The 16,851-nt window shown below is 61.1% G+C and carries 16 protein-coding genes; 9 read left to right on the top strand and 7 right to left on the bottom strand.

Annotated features, from left to right (window positions below; all coding sequences use genetic code 11):
* Positions 1-32 precede the first annotated feature (32 nt).
* Both ACQ4WY_RS27645 and ACQ4WY_RS27640 read right to left on the bottom strand, forming a co-directional pair.
* The gene (locus ACQ4WY_RS27645; protein WP_436506840.1) at positions 33-2,597 is read right to left on the bottom strand and encodes a TonB-dependent receptor plug domain-containing protein; all 2,565 of its coding nucleotides are present in this window, start codon (positions 2,595-2,597) and stop codon (positions 33-35) included.
* Positions 2,598-2,723: 126 nt separating this feature from the next.
* Positions 2,724-3,464 (bottom strand): substrate-binding periplasmic protein, encoded by a 741-nt coding sequence (locus tag ACQ4WY_RS27640; RefSeq protein ID WP_436506839.1) that lies wholly within the window; start codon positions 3,462-3,464, stop codon positions 2,724-2,726.
* A gap of 43 nt (positions 3,465-3,507) precedes the next feature.
* Between ACQ4WY_RS27640 and ACQ4WY_RS27635 the strand changes: the two genes are divergently transcribed.
* Genes ACQ4WY_RS27635 through ACQ4WY_RS27600 form a run of 8 tightly spaced genes read left to right on the top strand, consistent with a single transcriptional unit; the run spans position 3,508 to position 12,062 of the window.
* Positions 3,508-3,831 (top strand): hypothetical protein, encoded by a 324-nt coding sequence (locus tag ACQ4WY_RS27635; protein WP_436506838.1) that lies wholly within the window; start codon positions 3,508-3,510, stop codon positions 3,829-3,831.
* On the top strand, positions 3,828-4,559 hold the full coding sequence (rsxB, locus tag ACQ4WY_RS27630; RefSeq protein WP_436506867.1) for an electron transport complex subunit RsxB: 732 nt from the start codon (positions 3,828-3,830) through the stop codon (positions 4,557-4,559). Before ACQ4WY_RS27635 ends, rsxB begins: the two co-directional genes overlap by 4 nt.
* On the top strand, positions 4,556-5,203 hold the full coding sequence (nth, locus tag ACQ4WY_RS27625) for an endonuclease III (protein ID WP_436506837.1): 648 nt from the start codon (positions 4,556-4,558) through the stop codon (positions 5,201-5,203). The genes rsxB and nth overlap by 4 nt, the downstream gene beginning before the upstream one ends.
* 27 nt (positions 5,204-5,230) lie before the next feature.
* Positions 5,231-8,089: an AMP-binding protein gene (locus tag ACQ4WY_RS27620; protein ID WP_436506836.1), complete on the top strand. Its 2,859-nt coding sequence runs from the start codon at positions 5,231-5,233 to the stop codon at positions 8,087-8,089.
* 14 nt (positions 8,090-8,103) lie between these two features.
* A complete protein-coding gene (locus tag ACQ4WY_RS27615) occupies positions 8,104-9,897 on the top strand; it encodes an AMP-binding protein (protein ID WP_436506835.1) in 1,794 nt (597 codons plus the stop codon).
* Between the two features lie 2 nt (positions 9,898-9,899).
* The gene (locus ACQ4WY_RS27610; RefSeq protein ID WP_436506834.1) at positions 9,900-10,790 is read left to right on the top strand and encodes a hypothetical protein; all 891 of its coding nucleotides are present in this window, start codon (positions 9,900-9,902) and stop codon (positions 10,788-10,790) included.
* Between the two features lies 1 nt (position 10,791).
* A complete protein-coding gene (locus tag ACQ4WY_RS27605; protein ID WP_436506833.1) occupies positions 10,792-11,919 on the top strand; it encodes an MBOAT family O-acyltransferase in 1,128 nt (375 codons plus the stop codon).
* A gap of 2 nt (positions 11,920-11,921) precedes the next feature.
* On the top strand, positions 11,922-12,062 hold the full coding sequence (locus ACQ4WY_RS27600) for a hypothetical protein (protein ID WP_436506832.1): 141 nt from the start codon (positions 11,922-11,924) through the stop codon (positions 12,060-12,062).
* A gap of 34 nt (positions 12,063-12,096) precedes the next feature.
* Here the strand turns inward: ACQ4WY_RS27600 and proB are convergent, their stop codons facing one another.
* From proB to rplU, 5 genes are all read right to left on the bottom strand, one after another.
* The gene (gene proB, locus ACQ4WY_RS27595) at positions 12,097-13,215 is read right to left on the bottom strand and encodes a glutamate 5-kinase (RefSeq protein WP_086137518.1); all 1,119 of its coding nucleotides are present in this window, start codon (positions 13,213-13,215) and stop codon (positions 12,097-12,099) included.
* A gap of 27 nt (positions 13,216-13,242) precedes the next feature.
* Positions 13,243-13,653, bottom strand: coding sequence for a hypothetical protein (locus tag ACQ4WY_RS27590; protein ID WP_353658717.1), 411 nt, complete (start codon positions 13,651-13,653; stop codon positions 13,243-13,245).
* A gap of 12 nt (positions 13,654-13,665) precedes the next feature.
* Positions 13,666-14,775 (bottom strand): GTPase ObgE, encoded by a 1,110-nt coding sequence (gene obgE / locus ACQ4WY_RS27585; RefSeq protein ID WP_353658718.1) that lies wholly within the window; start codon positions 14,773-14,775, stop codon positions 13,666-13,668.
* A 113-nt stretch (positions 14,776-14,888) separates the two neighbouring features.
* Positions 14,889-15,161: a 50S ribosomal protein L27 gene (rpmA, locus tag ACQ4WY_RS27580; RefSeq protein ID WP_010395157.1), complete on the bottom strand. Its 273-nt coding sequence runs from the start codon at positions 15,159-15,161 to the stop codon at positions 14,889-14,891.
* 40 nt (positions 15,162-15,201) lie between these two features.
* Positions 15,202-15,513: a 50S ribosomal protein L21 gene (rplU, locus tag ACQ4WY_RS27575; protein ID WP_034754730.1), complete on the bottom strand. Its 312-nt coding sequence runs from the start codon at positions 15,511-15,513 to the stop codon at positions 15,202-15,204.
* 304 nt (positions 15,514-15,817) lie between these two features.
* Between rplU and ispB the strand changes: the two genes are divergently transcribed.
* Positions 15,818-16,807: an octaprenyl diphosphate synthase gene (ispB, locus tag ACQ4WY_RS27570; RefSeq protein ID WP_353658719.1), complete on the top strand. Its 990-nt coding sequence runs from the start codon at positions 15,818-15,820 to the stop codon at positions 16,805-16,807.
* The last annotated feature ends 44 nt before the right edge of the window (positions 16,808-16,851 follow it).

Below are 16,851 nucleotides of genomic sequence, written 5' to 3'. Positions count from 1 at the left end.
GTTGTTGATGATCGGTAGAGGGATGCGGCAAATCAGAATGACAATGTTGCCCGGGCGTAGTAATAGCCGCCCAGAACGCCTAATGGTCCCGAGTTGTCATACGCGCCCGTGTACTGCGCCAGATTCGCGGCGCTGCGCGCCTCGCGCGGCACCTGGCTGGGTTTCTGGTCGAAGACATTGTTGGCGCCCACCGTCACGTTGATGCGCTTGCTGATGTCGTAGCCGACGCTCAGGTCCGTCACGAAGGCGGCTTTCAACTGGTAGTCGCCGCCCGTGATGGCGTTCAGGCGCTTGAGCTTGCCGTAGCGCGTCTCGCGCACATTCACCGTCCAGCCGGCTTTTTCATACGCCAGGGTGAGGATTTCCTTGTCGCGCGGTGCCCGGTACAGCAAGTCGTACTCGGCCGATTTGCTCAGGGTGCCAATGTTCGGCAAGCCTTGCAGCACGGCGGGAAGTTCCGCCTTGCCTACCAGGCTAGTGTGGTTGATGTTGGCAGCCGCCGTCCAGCGCAGCTTGCCCTCGGCCACGCGCAAGACATCCTCGACCGTGAAATCGACACCACGCGTGCGCGTGTCGCCCACGTTGGCAAAGTAATGCGCGACGAGGCCATTGCCCACCGTCAGCCCCGCCGAGCGCAGCAGGTTTTCAATGACGCTCGCCTGCGCCGCCGTCAGCGGCCGGCCGCTGCCATCGAGCGCCACGCCCGAGCTGCGGTCGATGCCGATGTTCGACGACACGCCCAGGCGGTCGCTGACCTTGATTTGATACGCGTCAACGGCAAAGCGCAGGGTGGGCGTAGGATTGAAGGTCAACCCGGCCGACAGATTCGTCGATTTTTCCGGTTTCAACGCTTGCGCACCCAGGGCCCGCGCGGCAACGGAATTGGGCTGCGCCAGGGTGTACGGCACGCCCGCATGGTCGGATGTATTCGAATACGATTGCGTCACCAGGCTCGGGGCATGGAAACCGTTGCTGACGGTACCACGCACGGCCACCGCAGGCGTGACGTCATAACGGGCAGACAAACGGCCCGTCGTCTTGCTGCCGAAGTCGGAATATTTCTCGGCGCGCAAGGCCGTGTCGAGCAACAATTGCGGCGTCAATTTGGCACCCAGGCCGATATATGCCGCATAGCTGTGGCGCGCCGTGTCGGACGCATCGACAGGCAGGTAGCCGGCCAGCGCCGACGAGCCGCTGCCCTGCCAGGAAGCGGGCTCGCCCGGGCTGCGCTGCTGCGTTTCATGCGAATACTCGAGGCCGAGGCTGAGGTCCGCCGGCTCGCTCAGCCCCAGCTGTACGGGACGGCGCACGTCGGCGTTGGTGGTCGAGCGGCTGTAGCGCTGATTGCCGATGTCAAAATCGGTCTTGCCACCCGGATAATTGAGCGAGTAATTCGCCGAGTGCTCCACGCCCACGTCGATATCGTCGCGGCCATACGTCGTGCTCAGGTCCCAGGACCAGCCGGCCGTCTCGCCCTTGATACCACCCGTCAGCGCGAAATCGTTTTCGCTCGTCGTTTCATACGGCGTGAATCCGTCGGGATACACGGACAGCAAGCCTTTGTTGTTATTGAAAATGGTATTGGGCAGGCGGAAATTCTGCGCCGAGCGGGCATCGCGGTGCGCGTACGTGCCAAAGCCGTACAGTTGCACCTCGTTCGACACGTCATAGCCGAGGTTGGCGCTGAGCGAGGCGGTCGTGCTTTGCGGCACGCCCGTATTGCGCCACGGATTGCTGTTGCGCTTCGCTTCAGCCGGGTTCGGCGAAGCACCGGCCGGCAAGCTGTTGTTCGGTCCCAATTTCACCAGCTGGCCATCGCTGTTGCGCACGGCAGGATACGACAGATAGCCGGGATTCAGTCCGAAATTGCGCACGGCGATGCCCTGGCGCTGGACTTCCGCGCCGAAGTGGGCAAAGCCGTGCTCGCCCAGGCGCGTGCCGCCATCGATGCGCACGGAACCGTTCGTGCCATCGCCGTCGTAGGTGGAACCGAGCTGCGTGCTGAAGCTGCCCTTGTCATCGGCTTTCAGGATGATGTTGATGACGCCGGCGATGGCGTCGGAGCCGTAGATGGCCGAGGCGCCATCGCGCAGGACTTCCACGCGAGCAATGGCGCCCGTGGGGATCAGGGCCAGGTCGGTGGCGACGGAACCTGGAAAGCCATCTTCATTGACGATGGCCGTCGTATGGCGGCGCTTGCCGTTGACCAGCACCAGCGTATGCGAGGGATCAAGATTGCGCAGCTGCCCGGCGCGCACGATGCTGCCCAGGTCGGGCTGCACGCGGGCCGGCAAGTTAAACGATGGCAAGGCCGTGTCCAGCGCATCGAGCAGGTTCAGTTTGCCGGTGGCCTGCAATTGCTGCGCGCTGATCACGTCGATCGGCGCAGCGCTGTTGGCCACCGTGCGGCCCGTGCCGCGCGCGCCCGTGACGATGACGGTGTCAAACGGCGCGCCAGCCAGCGCGCCAGCGCCATCCGGTGCGGCCTGCGCATACGCCACGCCGGGCGCCGCCAGCACGAGTACGGCCACCGCGACGGCGTGCGCCAGTTGCCGCAAACGCGGGGCGGGGTCTTGCTTGGCTATCAGTTCCAGCATACGAAAACATCCTTTCAAAGTCGTCAACACAGTGGCTGCAGACTAAAGGATGGACAAACAAACAAGAACGAATGGTTTCGTATTTAGATATTTCGTTTTGGCAACGTGCAACAGCGGCGCGGCACGTCAGGGGGAGGATGGGGCCGTGGCCAGGCTCTGGTCAAGGCGTTTCCAGTAATCGCGCTCGAGCCGGGCCATGTCGATGTCGCGCGCGGCTTCGTTGAAGTGCTTTTGCCGCGCCGCACCCTCGGCATCGCGCTGGAAGCACACGTGCACGGGGCGCTCCTTGAAGACGGTATCGATGATGGCGATGCGTTCCCGCTCGGCCTTGCTGAAGTTGTGTCCCATCAGCAAATGCTGCAAGACATGGCGCTCGATGACGATCACGCGATATCGCTTGATCAAGAGTTTCTTCAGATTCGTGGCGTCGTTCAAGCCCTCTTCCGTCTTCAGCTCGCCACGCGCCACCATGCCATCGAATTGCTCCCCATTCGAGTAGCCAGCCACGGTGCCGATCCGCAGCTTGCCCAGATCGGCCAGGCTGGCGCCGGGTACGCCATCTTCCTTCAGGTAGGCCAGCACGCCTTGCGTATTGCCAACCGGAACAGAAAAATGGCAGAGTTTTTCCCGCTCGGGCGTGCGCCAGACGGCCAGAAAACCCGCGTAGCGGGGACTGGCCAGGCCAAACTGCATGGCGCGCTTCCACGGAAAATACTCATATTTGACGACATAGCCCATGCGTTCGAAGATGGCGCTGACCATCGCCCCGGACATGCCATCGGCAGGCAGGCTGCGGGAAATGAAGGGCGGCCAGTCTTCCGCGGCGAAGCGGACGATGCGCGAACTCGCAGCGCCCGGCGCCGCCATGGGGGAGCTAGCCTGCCCGTGTGCAAGGGCAAGTGTAGAGTGCATGAACAAACAGAAGGGCAAACCAACTGTCCGGAGGAAACGCATGTTTTGCTCCTATGGCCTGGCGCACCTTGCAGTGCAGGCGCGGCAACAGGACTGGCGGTCGGCTTTTTTAATAATAGGCTTGATAAAAATCATGCTCCCACAAAAAAAAGGAATTGCAAAGTTGTTTGTTTACACTTTGACATTCCTGCGGGAAATAAAATACGATTGCGGCGCGCCTGCAACAGGCCGGCCGCAGCGCGTGCTATCCCCTCTCGCGCGGCAGGTTTTTACTTGTGCGCGCGCCGGATGGCCGATAATGGCGTTTTACCGTGGAAGATGACCGTGCCGCACCCTGCCCCTCCCTCACTTGCCGACCAGATCGAAGACTTGCTGCCGCAAACGCAATGCACCAAATGCGGCTATAACGGCTGCCGCCCGTATGCGGAAGCGATAGCCGCAGGCAATGCCGACATTAACCAGTGCCCACCGGGCGGCGCGCAGGGCATCGTGCATCTGGCCGGCTTGATGGGCAAAAAAGTCATCCCGCTCAATCCCGTCAACGGCCTCGAACGTCCGCGATCAATCGCTTACATCGACGAATCGCTGTGTATCGGCTGTACCCTGTGCATCCAGGCTTGCCCGGTGGACGCCATCGTCGGCGCCGCCAAACAGATGCATACGGTGGTCACCGATCTGTGCACGGGCTGCGACTTGTGCGTGGCGCCTTGCCCCGTCGACTGCATTGTCATGTATCCCGTCAGCGGTGACGCCACTGGCTGGGATGCCTGGAGCCAGGCAGAAGCGGACGACGCACGCGCGCGCCACGATTTCCGCACGCAGCGCCTGCGCCGCGAAAGCGAGGCCAACGACGCGCGCCTGGCCGCCAAGGCCGTCGCCAAAATGCGCGAAGTGACGCAGGAAGTGCCCGTCACGCCCGATGAACAGGCGGAAAAGGAACGCAAGCGCGCCATCATCGCCGCCGCCATGGAGCGCGCGCGCGCCAAGGCCGCTGCCGCCAGCACCGACACCGCCCAGCCAGCCCCCACCACCCCGAAAAAAGACGCATGAACGCCGCCAAACGCCTGGAAATCTTTACGCGCTTTCGCGCCGCCAACCCTTCCCCGAAAACGGAACTCGACTACACGACGCCGTTCGAGCTGCTGATCGCCGTGCTGCTATCGGCGCAGGCGACGGACGTGTCCGTCAACAAGGCCACGCGTGTGCTGTATCCGGTCGCCAATACGCCGGCCAAGATACTGGCGCTGGGCGTCGATGAGCTGGCCAGCTACATCCGCACCATCGGCCTGTTCCGCACCAAGGCCAAGAACGTCATCGCCACCTGCCAGATCCTGCTGGAGCAGCACGGCGGCGAAGTGCCGCGCGACCGCGCTTCGCTGGAAGCCTTGCCCGGCGTGGGCCGCAAGACGGCGAATGTGGTCATGAATACGGCGTTTGGCGAACCGACCATGGCTGTCGACACGCATATCTTCCGCGTCTCGAACCGCACCGGCATCGCACCGGGCAAGAATGTCGATATCGTCGAGCAAAAACTACTGAAATTCGTGCCCAAGGAATTCCTGCACGACGCCCACCACTGGCTCATCTTGCACGGCCGCTACACGTGCACAGCGCGCAAGCCGCAATGCTGGAACTGCATGATTGCCGACCTGTGCGATTACAAGGACAAGTCGCCGATGCCGGCCGTGGTCTGACAACACACCTTGACGAACGGCGACCCCATGTTGCAAACGACGCTAGATATCCTGGCTTGCCCCACCTGCCGACAGCCCCTGCTCAGCGACATGCCAGCCGGGGCGTCGGCACCGTTGCTGGAAACAATATTGCGCTGTCCGGCTTGCGCGATCAACATTCCCGTCGTGCAAGGCTTTGTGCTCTTTACGGAAGCGCGGCAAGGCTGCGATGCCCGCATGCTGTCGGCGCTGCGTGCCCAGCTGGCGCCCAGCACCGAGTATCTGTCCTTCATGCATCGCCGCCATGTGCGCCGCATTCCCGACCGCTACGCCGCCTTTCAACCGTTCAATGAATCCACCCGCGCCTTTTATGCCTTGCTGGACCTGGCCAGGGAGCAATTGCAACCAGGCGACCTCATCCTCGATACCTGGGGCCGCACAGGCTGGAGTGGCGAGATGCTGGCGGCGGCGTTTCCCCAGCAGCGTGTCATTTCTGTATGGGAAGGCAATTTCGATGTGCTCGGTTACATGGGATACGCGCACTGGCTGCCTGCAGGACAGCGCGCGCCCAACCATGACATTATTTTCTTGCCACCGGGCAGTCCCATGCCTTTTCGCGACAGCACGTTCGCGCTGATTCATGGCCTCGATTCACTGCATCGCTATGCACCATTGACCTTTGCCGGCGACATGCTGCGCATCGCCCGCAGCGATGCGCCTATCATTTTCCCACACGTACACATGGCCAACAGCCAGCCCGCGCCGTACTTCGAGCGCGGCGGCAACATCCTTCACGGCTGTTGCTATCAGCAGCGCTTTGATGCTGCGCAAGCACGCGGCGCACGCAAGACGCTGGTGATGTCGGAAGTAACCCTGTTCGACGCCAGGGGACAGCTGCATGGCGAACCGGACACGACACACTACAACGGCGTGGTGGCGCTGGTGCCACCCGCATGGGTAGGGGCGCCACTGCGCCAGGCCGATCTCGACCTGGCCTTGCCCGCATCGCACGCCATCGTCAATGCCCTGCTGCAACTCGACAGCTTGAACGGCTGGGCCGTGCCCGATACCGATGCTCTGGGCGGCCTGATGCAAGATTTGCTGCTGCGTCATCCGTGTTATGCGGAACGCCTGGTGCGCCTGGGGCAACAACAACTGAGCGCCGAGCAATTGCAGATCCTGTTCCAGCTAGGCCAGTTGCGTACCCTGGAACAAGTGGCGCAGCGCCTGCACCTGCCAGTGGAATACGTTTGCCAGCAAGCCAGAAACATGGTCGATATGGAACTGCTGCAGATGGCCCCCATCAGCGGCGCCATGGCCCGCTTGCAATCCTACTATGCCAGCCAGATCGTGCGTCCGCTGCCATCGGAAGAAACCTTCGAATATCTGTGGCAATTACTGCCCACGCTGTACCAGCAATGCCCGCTATTGCTGAATGGCATGGACGACAGCGCCTTTGGCTGGGCGGATGTTGAACTACTCGTGCCGGCGTTGCAACGGGGCTTGCTGGCGATGGGCGTCCGCGCAGGCGACCGCGTCGCCATGCTGTGCGCGCAACACCCGGAAGCAGTATTGCTCAGCTGGGCCTGCTGGCGCATCGGCGCTGTAGTGGTTCCCTTGCGCAAGGAATTGACGGATACGCCCGCCTTGCTGCCCCCCTTGTTGGAACGCATTGCTCCCGCCTTGCTGGTGCTGGATCATTCCCGCTACAGCGCCGCCGCTTTGGCAACATGCCCGGCGCTGCTGCTCGACGATATCCGGCCAGAAGCCACCGCGATCTTGCCACCAGACTGCGCATTGCCTGAATTGTCGGCCTTGCTGGAAGACTGGATGGAACTGCCATCAACGCCGGCCCTGTCCGAACATGCCGTCCACCCCGACGATCCAGCCGTGATCCTGTTTACCTCTGGCAGTACCGGCGCCCCCAAGGGCGTCGTCCACAGCCAACGTGCCCTCATGCAGAGCGGCCAGCTGGCGGCCACGGAATTTGGCTGGCACGACGGCGACATCCTGCTGTCGCTGGGCGACTGCCACACCATGAGCGGCTTGCGCAACCCCATGGTCGCCGCCCTGTTTGCCGGCGCCAGCGTGTATCTGGCCGATGAAAACGAACGGGGCAATGTCGGCAAGACCTTGCAGGCAGCCCAACGCCATGGCGTTACCGTACTGGCGACAGGCCCCGCCTGGCTGGCCATGCTGCAGCGGCTGCCGGCCCACCTGACCCTGCACCCAGCCAGCTTGCGGCAAATCATTTGCACGGGCGCTGCCCTGCAAACGTCGCTGCACACGGCCTTGAGTGAGCGCATGCGGCTCGCCATCATCGATTATTACGGACTGACGGAGACGGGCGGCCTGTGCATGCTGTTCCAGCACGCGGCCGGCGCCACGCAAGCTTGCGGCCGTCCCGTAGGTGCCGTGGTGCAAATCTGCGATGGCAAGGGCCGGCCGCTCGGATCGGGGCAGGCAGGGGAGCTGCGCGTGCACAGCAACCAGCTGATGAGCGCATACTGGGGCGATCCGGCGCAAACCGCCGCCATCGCCCGCGACGGCTGGATCTACACGGGCGATATCGCCAGCCACGATGGCCTGGGCAACATCACCCTGCTGGGCCGGCACGACGACCAGCTCAAAAACGAATATGGCGACATCGTCCATCCCGCCCCGCTCGAACACGCCATGTGCAGCTATCCGCTGGTACGCCAAGCGGCCGTGACCGCCGGGCCACAAGGCTTGATTGGCCTGCTGGTGGTTGACAACGGCTTTGACTTGCCCGCTTTTGTCGCCTTTTGCCGTCAACACACCAACATCGACGCCTTTCCGCGCGAACTGCGCGTACAGGCCACCTTACCTTACACCGCGGCAGGAAAGCTCGACCGTCGTGCACTGGCTCATTCAATCTCACCGTAACAGGCATGCACACCATGTTTCAGACTCGTTCCACGCCTACGAATACACCATTCCTGATCGGCCCCAAATCGTTGTCCTTTGCCGACCTGGAAGAACAGCTGCAGCAAGTGGCGGCCAGGCTGATCGCAAGCGAACTGCAACATAAGCGCGTACTGCTGATGGTGCGCGACGATCTGGCATTTGCCCCTTTGCTGCTCGGCTGCATGCGGGCCGGCGCGATCCCCCTGTTGCTCGACCCGGGCACCGCCGTGCGGCAAGTCAAGGATCTGTTGGAACATACGTCCATCGATGCAGTCATTGCCGATGCCGACGCGATCGAGCTATGGCGCACCCAGGATGTACCTTTGCCAACGCAACAGATCCGCGTCGGCGCGGCCCAGGTCAAGGGGGCGCTGTTGAGCAAATTGCTCGGACGACGGGCACCGGCCGACCTGGACAACTGGCCCGGCCTGCTGGCAGCTCCAGCACCGCCCGCCTTGCCGCCCGCGTGGCTGGAAGGGCCAGCCTACGTCGTGTTTACGTCCGGTAGCACGGCTCGGCCGAAAGGCGTGGAAATGCACTGGCCCGCCCTGCTCTCCCACTTGCAGACCATAGGCGAACACTACGCACTGACACCCGCTTCCCGCCTGCTGAACCTGATGCCGCTGTCGCACGCCGATGGCCTGGTGCAAGGCGTGCTGCTGGCTTACCAGCGGGGCTGCGCCCTGGTGCGTCCCGCGCCCTTCAGCATCGTCGCCATCGAGGCTATTTTGATTGCCATCTACCGCGAACAGGTGACCCATCTGATCGCCGCGCCGACAGCGCTGGCCCTGTTGCAGCAATATGGCGCCCACCTGGCGGAAAACTTCGACAATGGTCATTTCCGCTTCGCCATTTCTTGCAGTGCTCCCCTGAGTCCAGCCACCTGGACCAGCTTCAGCCAGTGTTTCAAGGTAAAACTCATCAATACCTATGGCTTGAGCGAAACGGGCACCTGCGGCCTGTATGCGGGACCGGATGCCGCCAGCCACAAGGTCGGCAGCGTCGGCGTGCCGCGCGACATGCTGGCAAAAATCGTGCTCGAGGACGGCAGCGAAGCACAAGGCGACGAATCAGGCGAACTGTGCCTGCAAGGCGCCAACCTGATGCATGGCTATCTTGATAATCCACAAGCAACCGCTGCCGTACTGCGCAAGGGCTGGCTGCATACGGGCGACCTGGCGCGACGCGACAGCGATGGCGTGTACTGGATCAAGGGGCGCATCAAGGACGTGATTATTTGTGGCGGCTACAACCTGTCGCCGGAAGCAATCAATGGCGTACTGCTGCTGCACCCAGCCGTGCTGGAAGCAGCCACCGTCGCCTTGCCAGACCCGACCTGGGGAGAAATCCCAGTTGCCTGCGTCGTATTGCGCCCGGGCATGGAGGCGGATCATCAACAACTGCTCCAGCATTGTGCCCAGCATCTGGGGGCACACGAATTGCCGAAACGCATTAGCTTTACGGGACAATTGCCGCGCACGCCATCCGGCAAGGTTATTACGGCACAGTTACAGCACGCACTATCGCAAAATCCGATGGAGGCCAGCACACACGGCAATCAGCAGGAAGACATTTTTGCCCTGGCCGCAGACTTGTTCAACTTGCCGGCAGGGGTACTGAAGGGTGATTCAGGTCCCGCGAATACGCCAGGCTGGGATTCGCTGGCGCATATCAATTTCGTGATCGGCCTGGAAACCTTGTTCAAGATACGCCTTAACCCGTCCGATGTGGTGCATATGGACAGCATGAGCGCGACCGTGCAACTGATCAAACGAATGACGCGCTGACGATGACCGCTGCACCTCCCTTGCGCGTCATCCTGTCTGGCGTGGCCCTGGCCGCAGGTTTCATTGCGCTGCTGGCCTTGTACCGTCATCTTCCCGGCGACAGGCGCGACAACACCGTGGCTGGCCAGGCGCTACGCTTTCTCGCCGCCCCTGCCGACGTAGGCAAGCTGCGCGTGATCGCGCTCGGTTCATCATTGCTGTGGGCCGCCACGCCGCAACCGGCAAATCTGCAGCGCGCGTCGATGCAGGATATCGACTGGTTGCGCATGACCAAGGGCGGCGCGGGGCTGGGGCCTTTGCAGGAAAGCCTGGAGGTGATTGAACGCCATCGGCCAGACGTGCTGCTGCTTGACGAAAACATGCTGCTGCCTGACACCGGCAACGTGCTGATGGATCCGCTGCGTGAAGAGACCTGGCACTTTGCCAAGAAAACCGTCGCATTCCTGAGTGCGGGCAAGCTCACCTCGCCCATCGCCAGCGACTGGGAACGCAACGATCAGGAGCGCCATTTTTCCTGCGCCTCGAATCTGGTCCGGCTGACCGAAGCACAAAAGCACAAACATGCAGTGGAGCTACAAGACATGTACCGCCGTGCCGCTTTCGACACCGGACTGATTGCCAGGCTGTCCAGCCTGGCCCGCAGCGGCGTACGCATTGTGCTGCTCGACATACGGCGCTCGGCAGCGATGGAGCAGGAGACGGCGCAGCAGAAACAGCAGTGGCGCACGCATCTGCAAACCATCCTTGCCGGTGACAATATTGTCTACCTCATTTCCCCGGGCTACCCGCAGCAAAGCCTGTATTGCGATGGCAGTCATCTGAACGCGGCGGGCGCCCGTCTGTTCGGGCCATGGCTGCACGCGCAGTTGCAACGATTGCGGAAGGAGCGCTGAGATGGTGTGGCTGAGCACCTTCGGCATGCTGTGCATGCCTATCCTGATTGCGCTTTACTGGCGTTTGCCATCTGCATGGCGACCGTATCTGCTGGCCAGTTGCGGCGGCGTGCTGTTATGCCATGATGGCTGGGCCAGCGTAGCCGCCTGGGGTGCGCTGCTGGCCTGGCTGGCGCTGATCTCCGGACCACAGTGGAAACGCCCGGCGCTGATGCAAACCGTCGGCCTGGCCGGCGTGCTGCTGGCTTTTATCGCCTATCAATATGCCAAAGCCAGCCACGGCCTGCTTGCCTATCTTGGCTACGCTTTTGTTTCATTGAAAGTCTGGCATCTGATCGCCGAACATGGCAGCGGCATCGTACGCGAAGGGCGCGCCAGCCTGACTGCAGGCTATCTGCTATTTCCACCCACGGTGACAGTAGGTCCGATCCAGCGCTATGACACTTTCCGGCTTGAATTGCTGCGCGCGCGCTGGGACAACGATATCGCTGCGCAGGCATTGCAGCGCATGCTGTACGGCTATTGCAAGATAGTCTTGCTGGCAGGCTATCTGCTCACCAGCAGACTTAACGGCCTGAACCTGTCCACCGGCAGCGCGCCACTCGACGCCTACCTGGGCCTGGTCGGCTACGGTCTGAATCTGTACTGGCAGTTCTCGGGTTACTGCGATATTGCCATTGGCTTCGCCGCCCTGCTGGGCATCCGCGTACCGGAAAACTTTCATTTTCCATTCGCTGCCCGCAGCCTGCCCGACTTCTGGCGCCGCTGGCATATCACAGTCTCGGAATGGTGCCGCGACTTTGTGTTTCGCCCGATACTCACGCACACCCGGCAATACCTGTTTGCCAGCCTGGCCAGCATGATGGTGCTGGGCCTGTGGCACGAATTGTCGCCACGCTATCTGGCCTGGGGCCTGTTCCATGGCGCCGGACTGGCCTTTGTCCACCTGTGGACCAAGTACCTGCCTTGGACCGAGGCGTTGCGGCGCTACCGGCTGTGGCGTGTGACGTGCTGGTTCGTGACCTTGCAATTTGTCACACTGAGCTTTGTCTTTACCTCGACACCAGATCTGCCTGCCGCCTGGTCGTGCCTGACCGTGCTGTTTGCACCACTGTTACCCGGGAGTTAATAATGTACCGATTTCTGTTGCGCCATCTGCCTGCACCGCTGGTGCACCTGCTGTACACGCTGTGGTATAGCGGTCTGCTGCTGCTGATCTGGCTGAAGCTGCCCTTGAGCGTGGGCATGGGCTTTCGTTACGGCCAGATGTAATAATGGCCCGCTGTTGCCAACGGACCATCGTGATTTACAGCAGTACCATATTATCGCGATGAATCAGTTCGTGGCCTTCCATGTAGCCGAGGATGGACTCGATCTCGGTGGACGGCTTGCGCATGATGCGGCGCGCTTCGCCGCTCGTGTAGTTCGACAGGCCGCGCGCCACGGGCACACCGTCGGCATCGACGCAGGTGATGACGGCGCCACGGCCGAATTCGCCATTCACGCCTGTCACGCCGATCGGCAGCAAGGACTTGCCTTCCTGGCGCAGCTTTTGCACGGCGCCCGCATCCAGCACCACGGCGCCAGCCGTATGCAGATGATCGGCCATCCACTGCTTACGCGCCGTCAACTGCCCCGTTTGTGCCAGCAACTGCGTACCGATCGCTTCGCCCTGGGCCAGGCGGCTGAGCACATCGCTGTCGCGGCCCCAGGCGATGATCGTGTGGGCGCCAGACTTGGCGGCGCGCTTGGCGGCGAGGATTTTCGTCAGCATCCCACCACGTCCCAGGCTGCTGCCGGCGCCGCCCGCCATCGCTTCCAGGGCCGGATCGCCGGCGATGCCTTGCGTGATCAGGTAAGCGTTCGGGTCCTTGCGCGGGTCGGCCGAGAACAGGCCGTGCTGATCGGTCAGGATGACCAGCGCATCGGCCTCGATCAGGTTGGCGACCAGTGCGCCCAAGGTGTCGTTGTCGCCGAACTTGATTTCATCGGTGACGACCGTGTCGTTTTCATTGATGATCGGCACCACGCCCAGGCGCAGCAGAGTCGTCAGGGTGGAGCGGGCATTCAGGTAGCGTTCGCGGTCGGCCAGGTCGGCGTGCGTGAGCAGCACTTGCGCCGTGCCGAGGCTGTGGGCGCGGAAGCTGCTTTCATAGATTTGCGCCAGGCCCATCTGGCCGACGGCGGCGCACGCCTGCAATTCGTGGATATCGGTGGGGCGCTGCTCGAAACCGAGGCGCAGCATGCCTTCGGCGATGGCGCCGGAACTCACTAACACCACTTCCTTGCCGAGAGCACGCAAGCCGGAAATCTGCGCAGCCCAGCGCGCGATGGCGGCATGGTCGAGTCCGCGGCCATCGTTGGTGACCAGCGAAGAGCCGACTTTGATGATGATACGGGTAGCTTTTTGAATCACGGAATCCATGGGGCGGCGCTCTTCACTTAATAGACGTCAGCGCGCAGGACGCAGCAACAGCAAGGCCAGCCCCGCCATCAACTCCATTGCGCACATGAACAACACAAAACCCTGGGGCAAGCCGAAGCTGATGGCCGCGAAAAAACGGCCGGCGGGCTGCGCCAGGACCAACATTGCAGTGATATCGCCGAGGATGGGCGGTTCGCCCTGCCGTGCTGCGAACAGCGCCAGGAGCGCGGTAGCGCCCCAGACACCGACATGGGAAGCGTAGAACTGGCTGTAGCCATTGACGCCATTGAGGAAGATGCCCATGCCGGCCGCCATTTCATCGGCAAACAGCAGGCAGGCGACCGCGCTCAGCCCGTAAGCATACGCGATCAGATGCAATACACGGCGCTGCCACGCTTGCTTGCGCGCTGGTGCGGCAGCGACCGCCTGTACTGACATCAGGATACAGCCTTAGTCGATAATCTTGAAACGCGGATCATCCGGGTCGATCGACGAGATACCGCGTGCTTCTTCGGTCATCTGCGTTTCTTCGGCACGGCTTTCGCTGTGTTTCTTCGCTTCCAGATGCTGATAAATCGCATTCACCAGTTCCGGGCAACCCTGATGGTTCAGCGCGGAAATCTCGAAGACGGGACCTTTCCAGGCGAAACGCTTGAGGAAGTCCTTCACCAGCTTCTTGCGCTCTTCTTCCGGCACCATGTCGAGCTTGTTCAACACCAGCCAGCGCGGCTTGTCGACCAGCGACTCGTCGTACTTTTTCAATTCCTTGACCAGCGCCTTGGCTTCCTTGACAGGATCGACGTTGGTTTCAAACGGCGCCAGGTCGACGATGTGCAACAGCAGACCCGTACGCTGCAAGTGACGCAGGAATTGATGGCCCAGGCCCGCGCCTTCGGAAGCGCCTTCGATCAAGCCGGGAATATCGGCGATCACAAAGCTCTTCTCGTGCGACACGCGCACTACGCCCAGGTTCGGGTGCAGGGTGGTAAATGGGTAATCGGCGATTTTCGGACGCGCATTCGAGACGGCCGAAATGAAGGTCGACTTGCCGGCGTTCGGCATGCCCAGCAGGCCCACGTCAGCCAGCACTTTCAATTCCAGACGCAGTTCGCGGCGTTCGCCTTCCTTGCCCTCGCCTTTTTGGCGTGGCGCGCGGTTGGTCGAGGACTTGAAGTGGATATTGCCCCAGCCGCCCTCGCCGCCCTTGGCCAGCATTTCGATCTGGCCGTGTTCGGTCAAATCGGCCAGGATTTCGCCGCTCGCGTTGTCGATGATCAAGGTGCCGACCGGCATGCGCAGGTGGATGTCATCCGCGCCCTTGCCATAGCAATCTGCGCCACGGCCAGGCTCGCCATTGCGAGCCTTGTGCATTTTGGAGAAACGGAAATCGACGAGCGTGTTGATGTTGCGGTCAGCGACAGCCCAAATGGTGCCGCCCTTGCCGCCATCGCCGCCATCGGGACCGCCGAAAGGCCGGAATTTTTCACGGCAGAAAGAGGCGCAGCCGTTGCCGCCATCGCCCGCGATGACTTCGATTTTTGCTTCGTCGATAAACTTCATAATTTTGCCGCCATAAAACTAAAAAGGCTCTACCTTGGGCAGAGCCTTTCGATTGAAGGCTTGCGCCTTACATCATGCGATCATTGCGGAGCGAACTGGCGCTCCGCGATGAATTACGCTGGTACTGCTGCGTTAGGTACAACGGTCACGAATTGCTTCGAACCAGCACCTTTGACAACGAACTTCACTTTGCCTGCGATCAACGCGAACAGAGTGTGGTCCTTGCCCATGCCTACGCCTTCGCCGGCGCGCACTGGGGTGCCGCGTTGACGAATGATGATGCCGCCAGCATTGATAGCTTGGCCGCCGTAGACTTTAACGCCCAGACGTTTTGATTCTGAATCACGGCCGTTTCGCGTTGTGCCGCCGCCTTTTTTATGTGCCATTTAAGACTCCTTGATAGCTGATTAATTCAAACAGCGGCGATTAGCCGTTGATCGAAACGATTTGGATTTCGGTAAAATTCTGGCGATGGCCTTGATGCTTTTGGTAATGCTTACGACGACGCATCTTGAAAATTTTGACCTTATCATGGCGACCATGCGCCACAACCGTAACCAGTACCGTTGCACCTTCGACCAATGGAGCACCAAACTTGATGCTGTCGCCCGCGCCTACTGCGAGCACTTGATCGATGGTGATTTCGGAACCAATGTCTGCCGGTATCTGTTCTACTTTAAGTTTTTCGCCAGCGACAACTTTGTATTGTTTGCCACCGGTTTTTATGACCGCGTACATGATTTGAAACCTCATCAAATGTTGAAAGAATTTGTCCCACTGCCATGAAAAGCAAGCCGTGCACAACAGGGGGAACCAGCGATTATACACGGACTGAGAAATTGCGTCAAAAACTATTCACAAAGCTTGACGATCGTGGTATGTCGACAACCTGACCATCATGTCAGGCTTGCGCCAGGCGGACAGGGAAACGCGCGCCAGTGCCAACAAGATCAATCAATTGCTCTACAGTCATAGGCAATCGTCACGCACGCGCAAGCCTTGTCGTATAATCGCGGCACCCACAATCTAATGCAGGTTCGCCTTGTCTGACGCTAACAAACACGTTAACCAAAACACCATCGTGCAAACGATTGCCGCCGATATGGACGCAGTCAATACGGTGATCCGCCAAAAGTTACACTCTGATGTGATTCTGATCAACCAGATCGCTGAATACATCATCAGCGCAGGCGGCAAACGCATCCGCCCCGTGCTGATCTTGCTGGTGGCCAATGCCCACGCCTATCGCGGCACGGCGCACCATGAACTGGCCGCCGTGGTCGAATTCATCCACACCGCCACCCTGCTGCACGATGACGTTGTCGATGAATCGTCGATGCGCCGCGGACGCCAGACGGCCAATGCCCTGTTCGGCAATGCCGCTTCGGTGCTGGTGGGCGACTTCCTGCACTCGCGCTCGTTCCAGCTGATGGTGTCGCTCAATAATATGCGCGTCATGCAAATCCTGTCCGACGCCACCAACGTGATCGCCGAAGGCGAAGTGCTGCAGTTGCTGAACATGCACGATCCGGACGTGACGCAAGACAGCTACCTGAACGTCATCCGCTCGAAGACGGCCAAGCTGTTCGAAGCGTCGGCGCAACTGGGCGCCCTGATCGCCGGCGCCAGCGAAGACGATATCGAAGCGGCTGCCGAATACGGCCGCTCGCTGGGCACGGCTTTCCAGCTGATCGACGACGTGCTCGACTATGCAGGCGACGCCGCCGAAATCGGCAAGAACGTGGGCGACGACTTGCGCGAAGGCAAACCGACCATGCCGCTGATCTGGCTGATGGAGAACGGTACGCCAGAGCAACGCGAACTGGTGCGCAGCTGCATCGAGCAAGGCGACGAACAGCATTTCGATGCCGTCCTGACGGCCATCACCAGCAGCGGCGCCCTCGACTACACGCGCAAGCAGGCGGAAATTGCCGGCCAGCGCGCCGCCGATGCCATCGCCGGCTGGCCTGACAGCGTCTACAAGCAATCCATGCTGCAACTGTGCTCATTTGCCGTCGCGCGCAATCACTGATCGCGTTTCAATATAAGCAATAAGAAACGGCGCCACTGGCGCCG

Source organism: Janthinobacterium salmonicoloratum (genome assembly GCF_051380845.1).
Lineage (GTDB): Bacteria > Pseudomonadota > Gammaproteobacteria > Burkholderiales > Burkholderiaceae_D > Janthinobacterium > Janthinobacterium lividum_F.
Note: the sequence above shows the minus strand (reverse complement) of the source record. Positions and strands in the feature narration are given on the sequence as shown.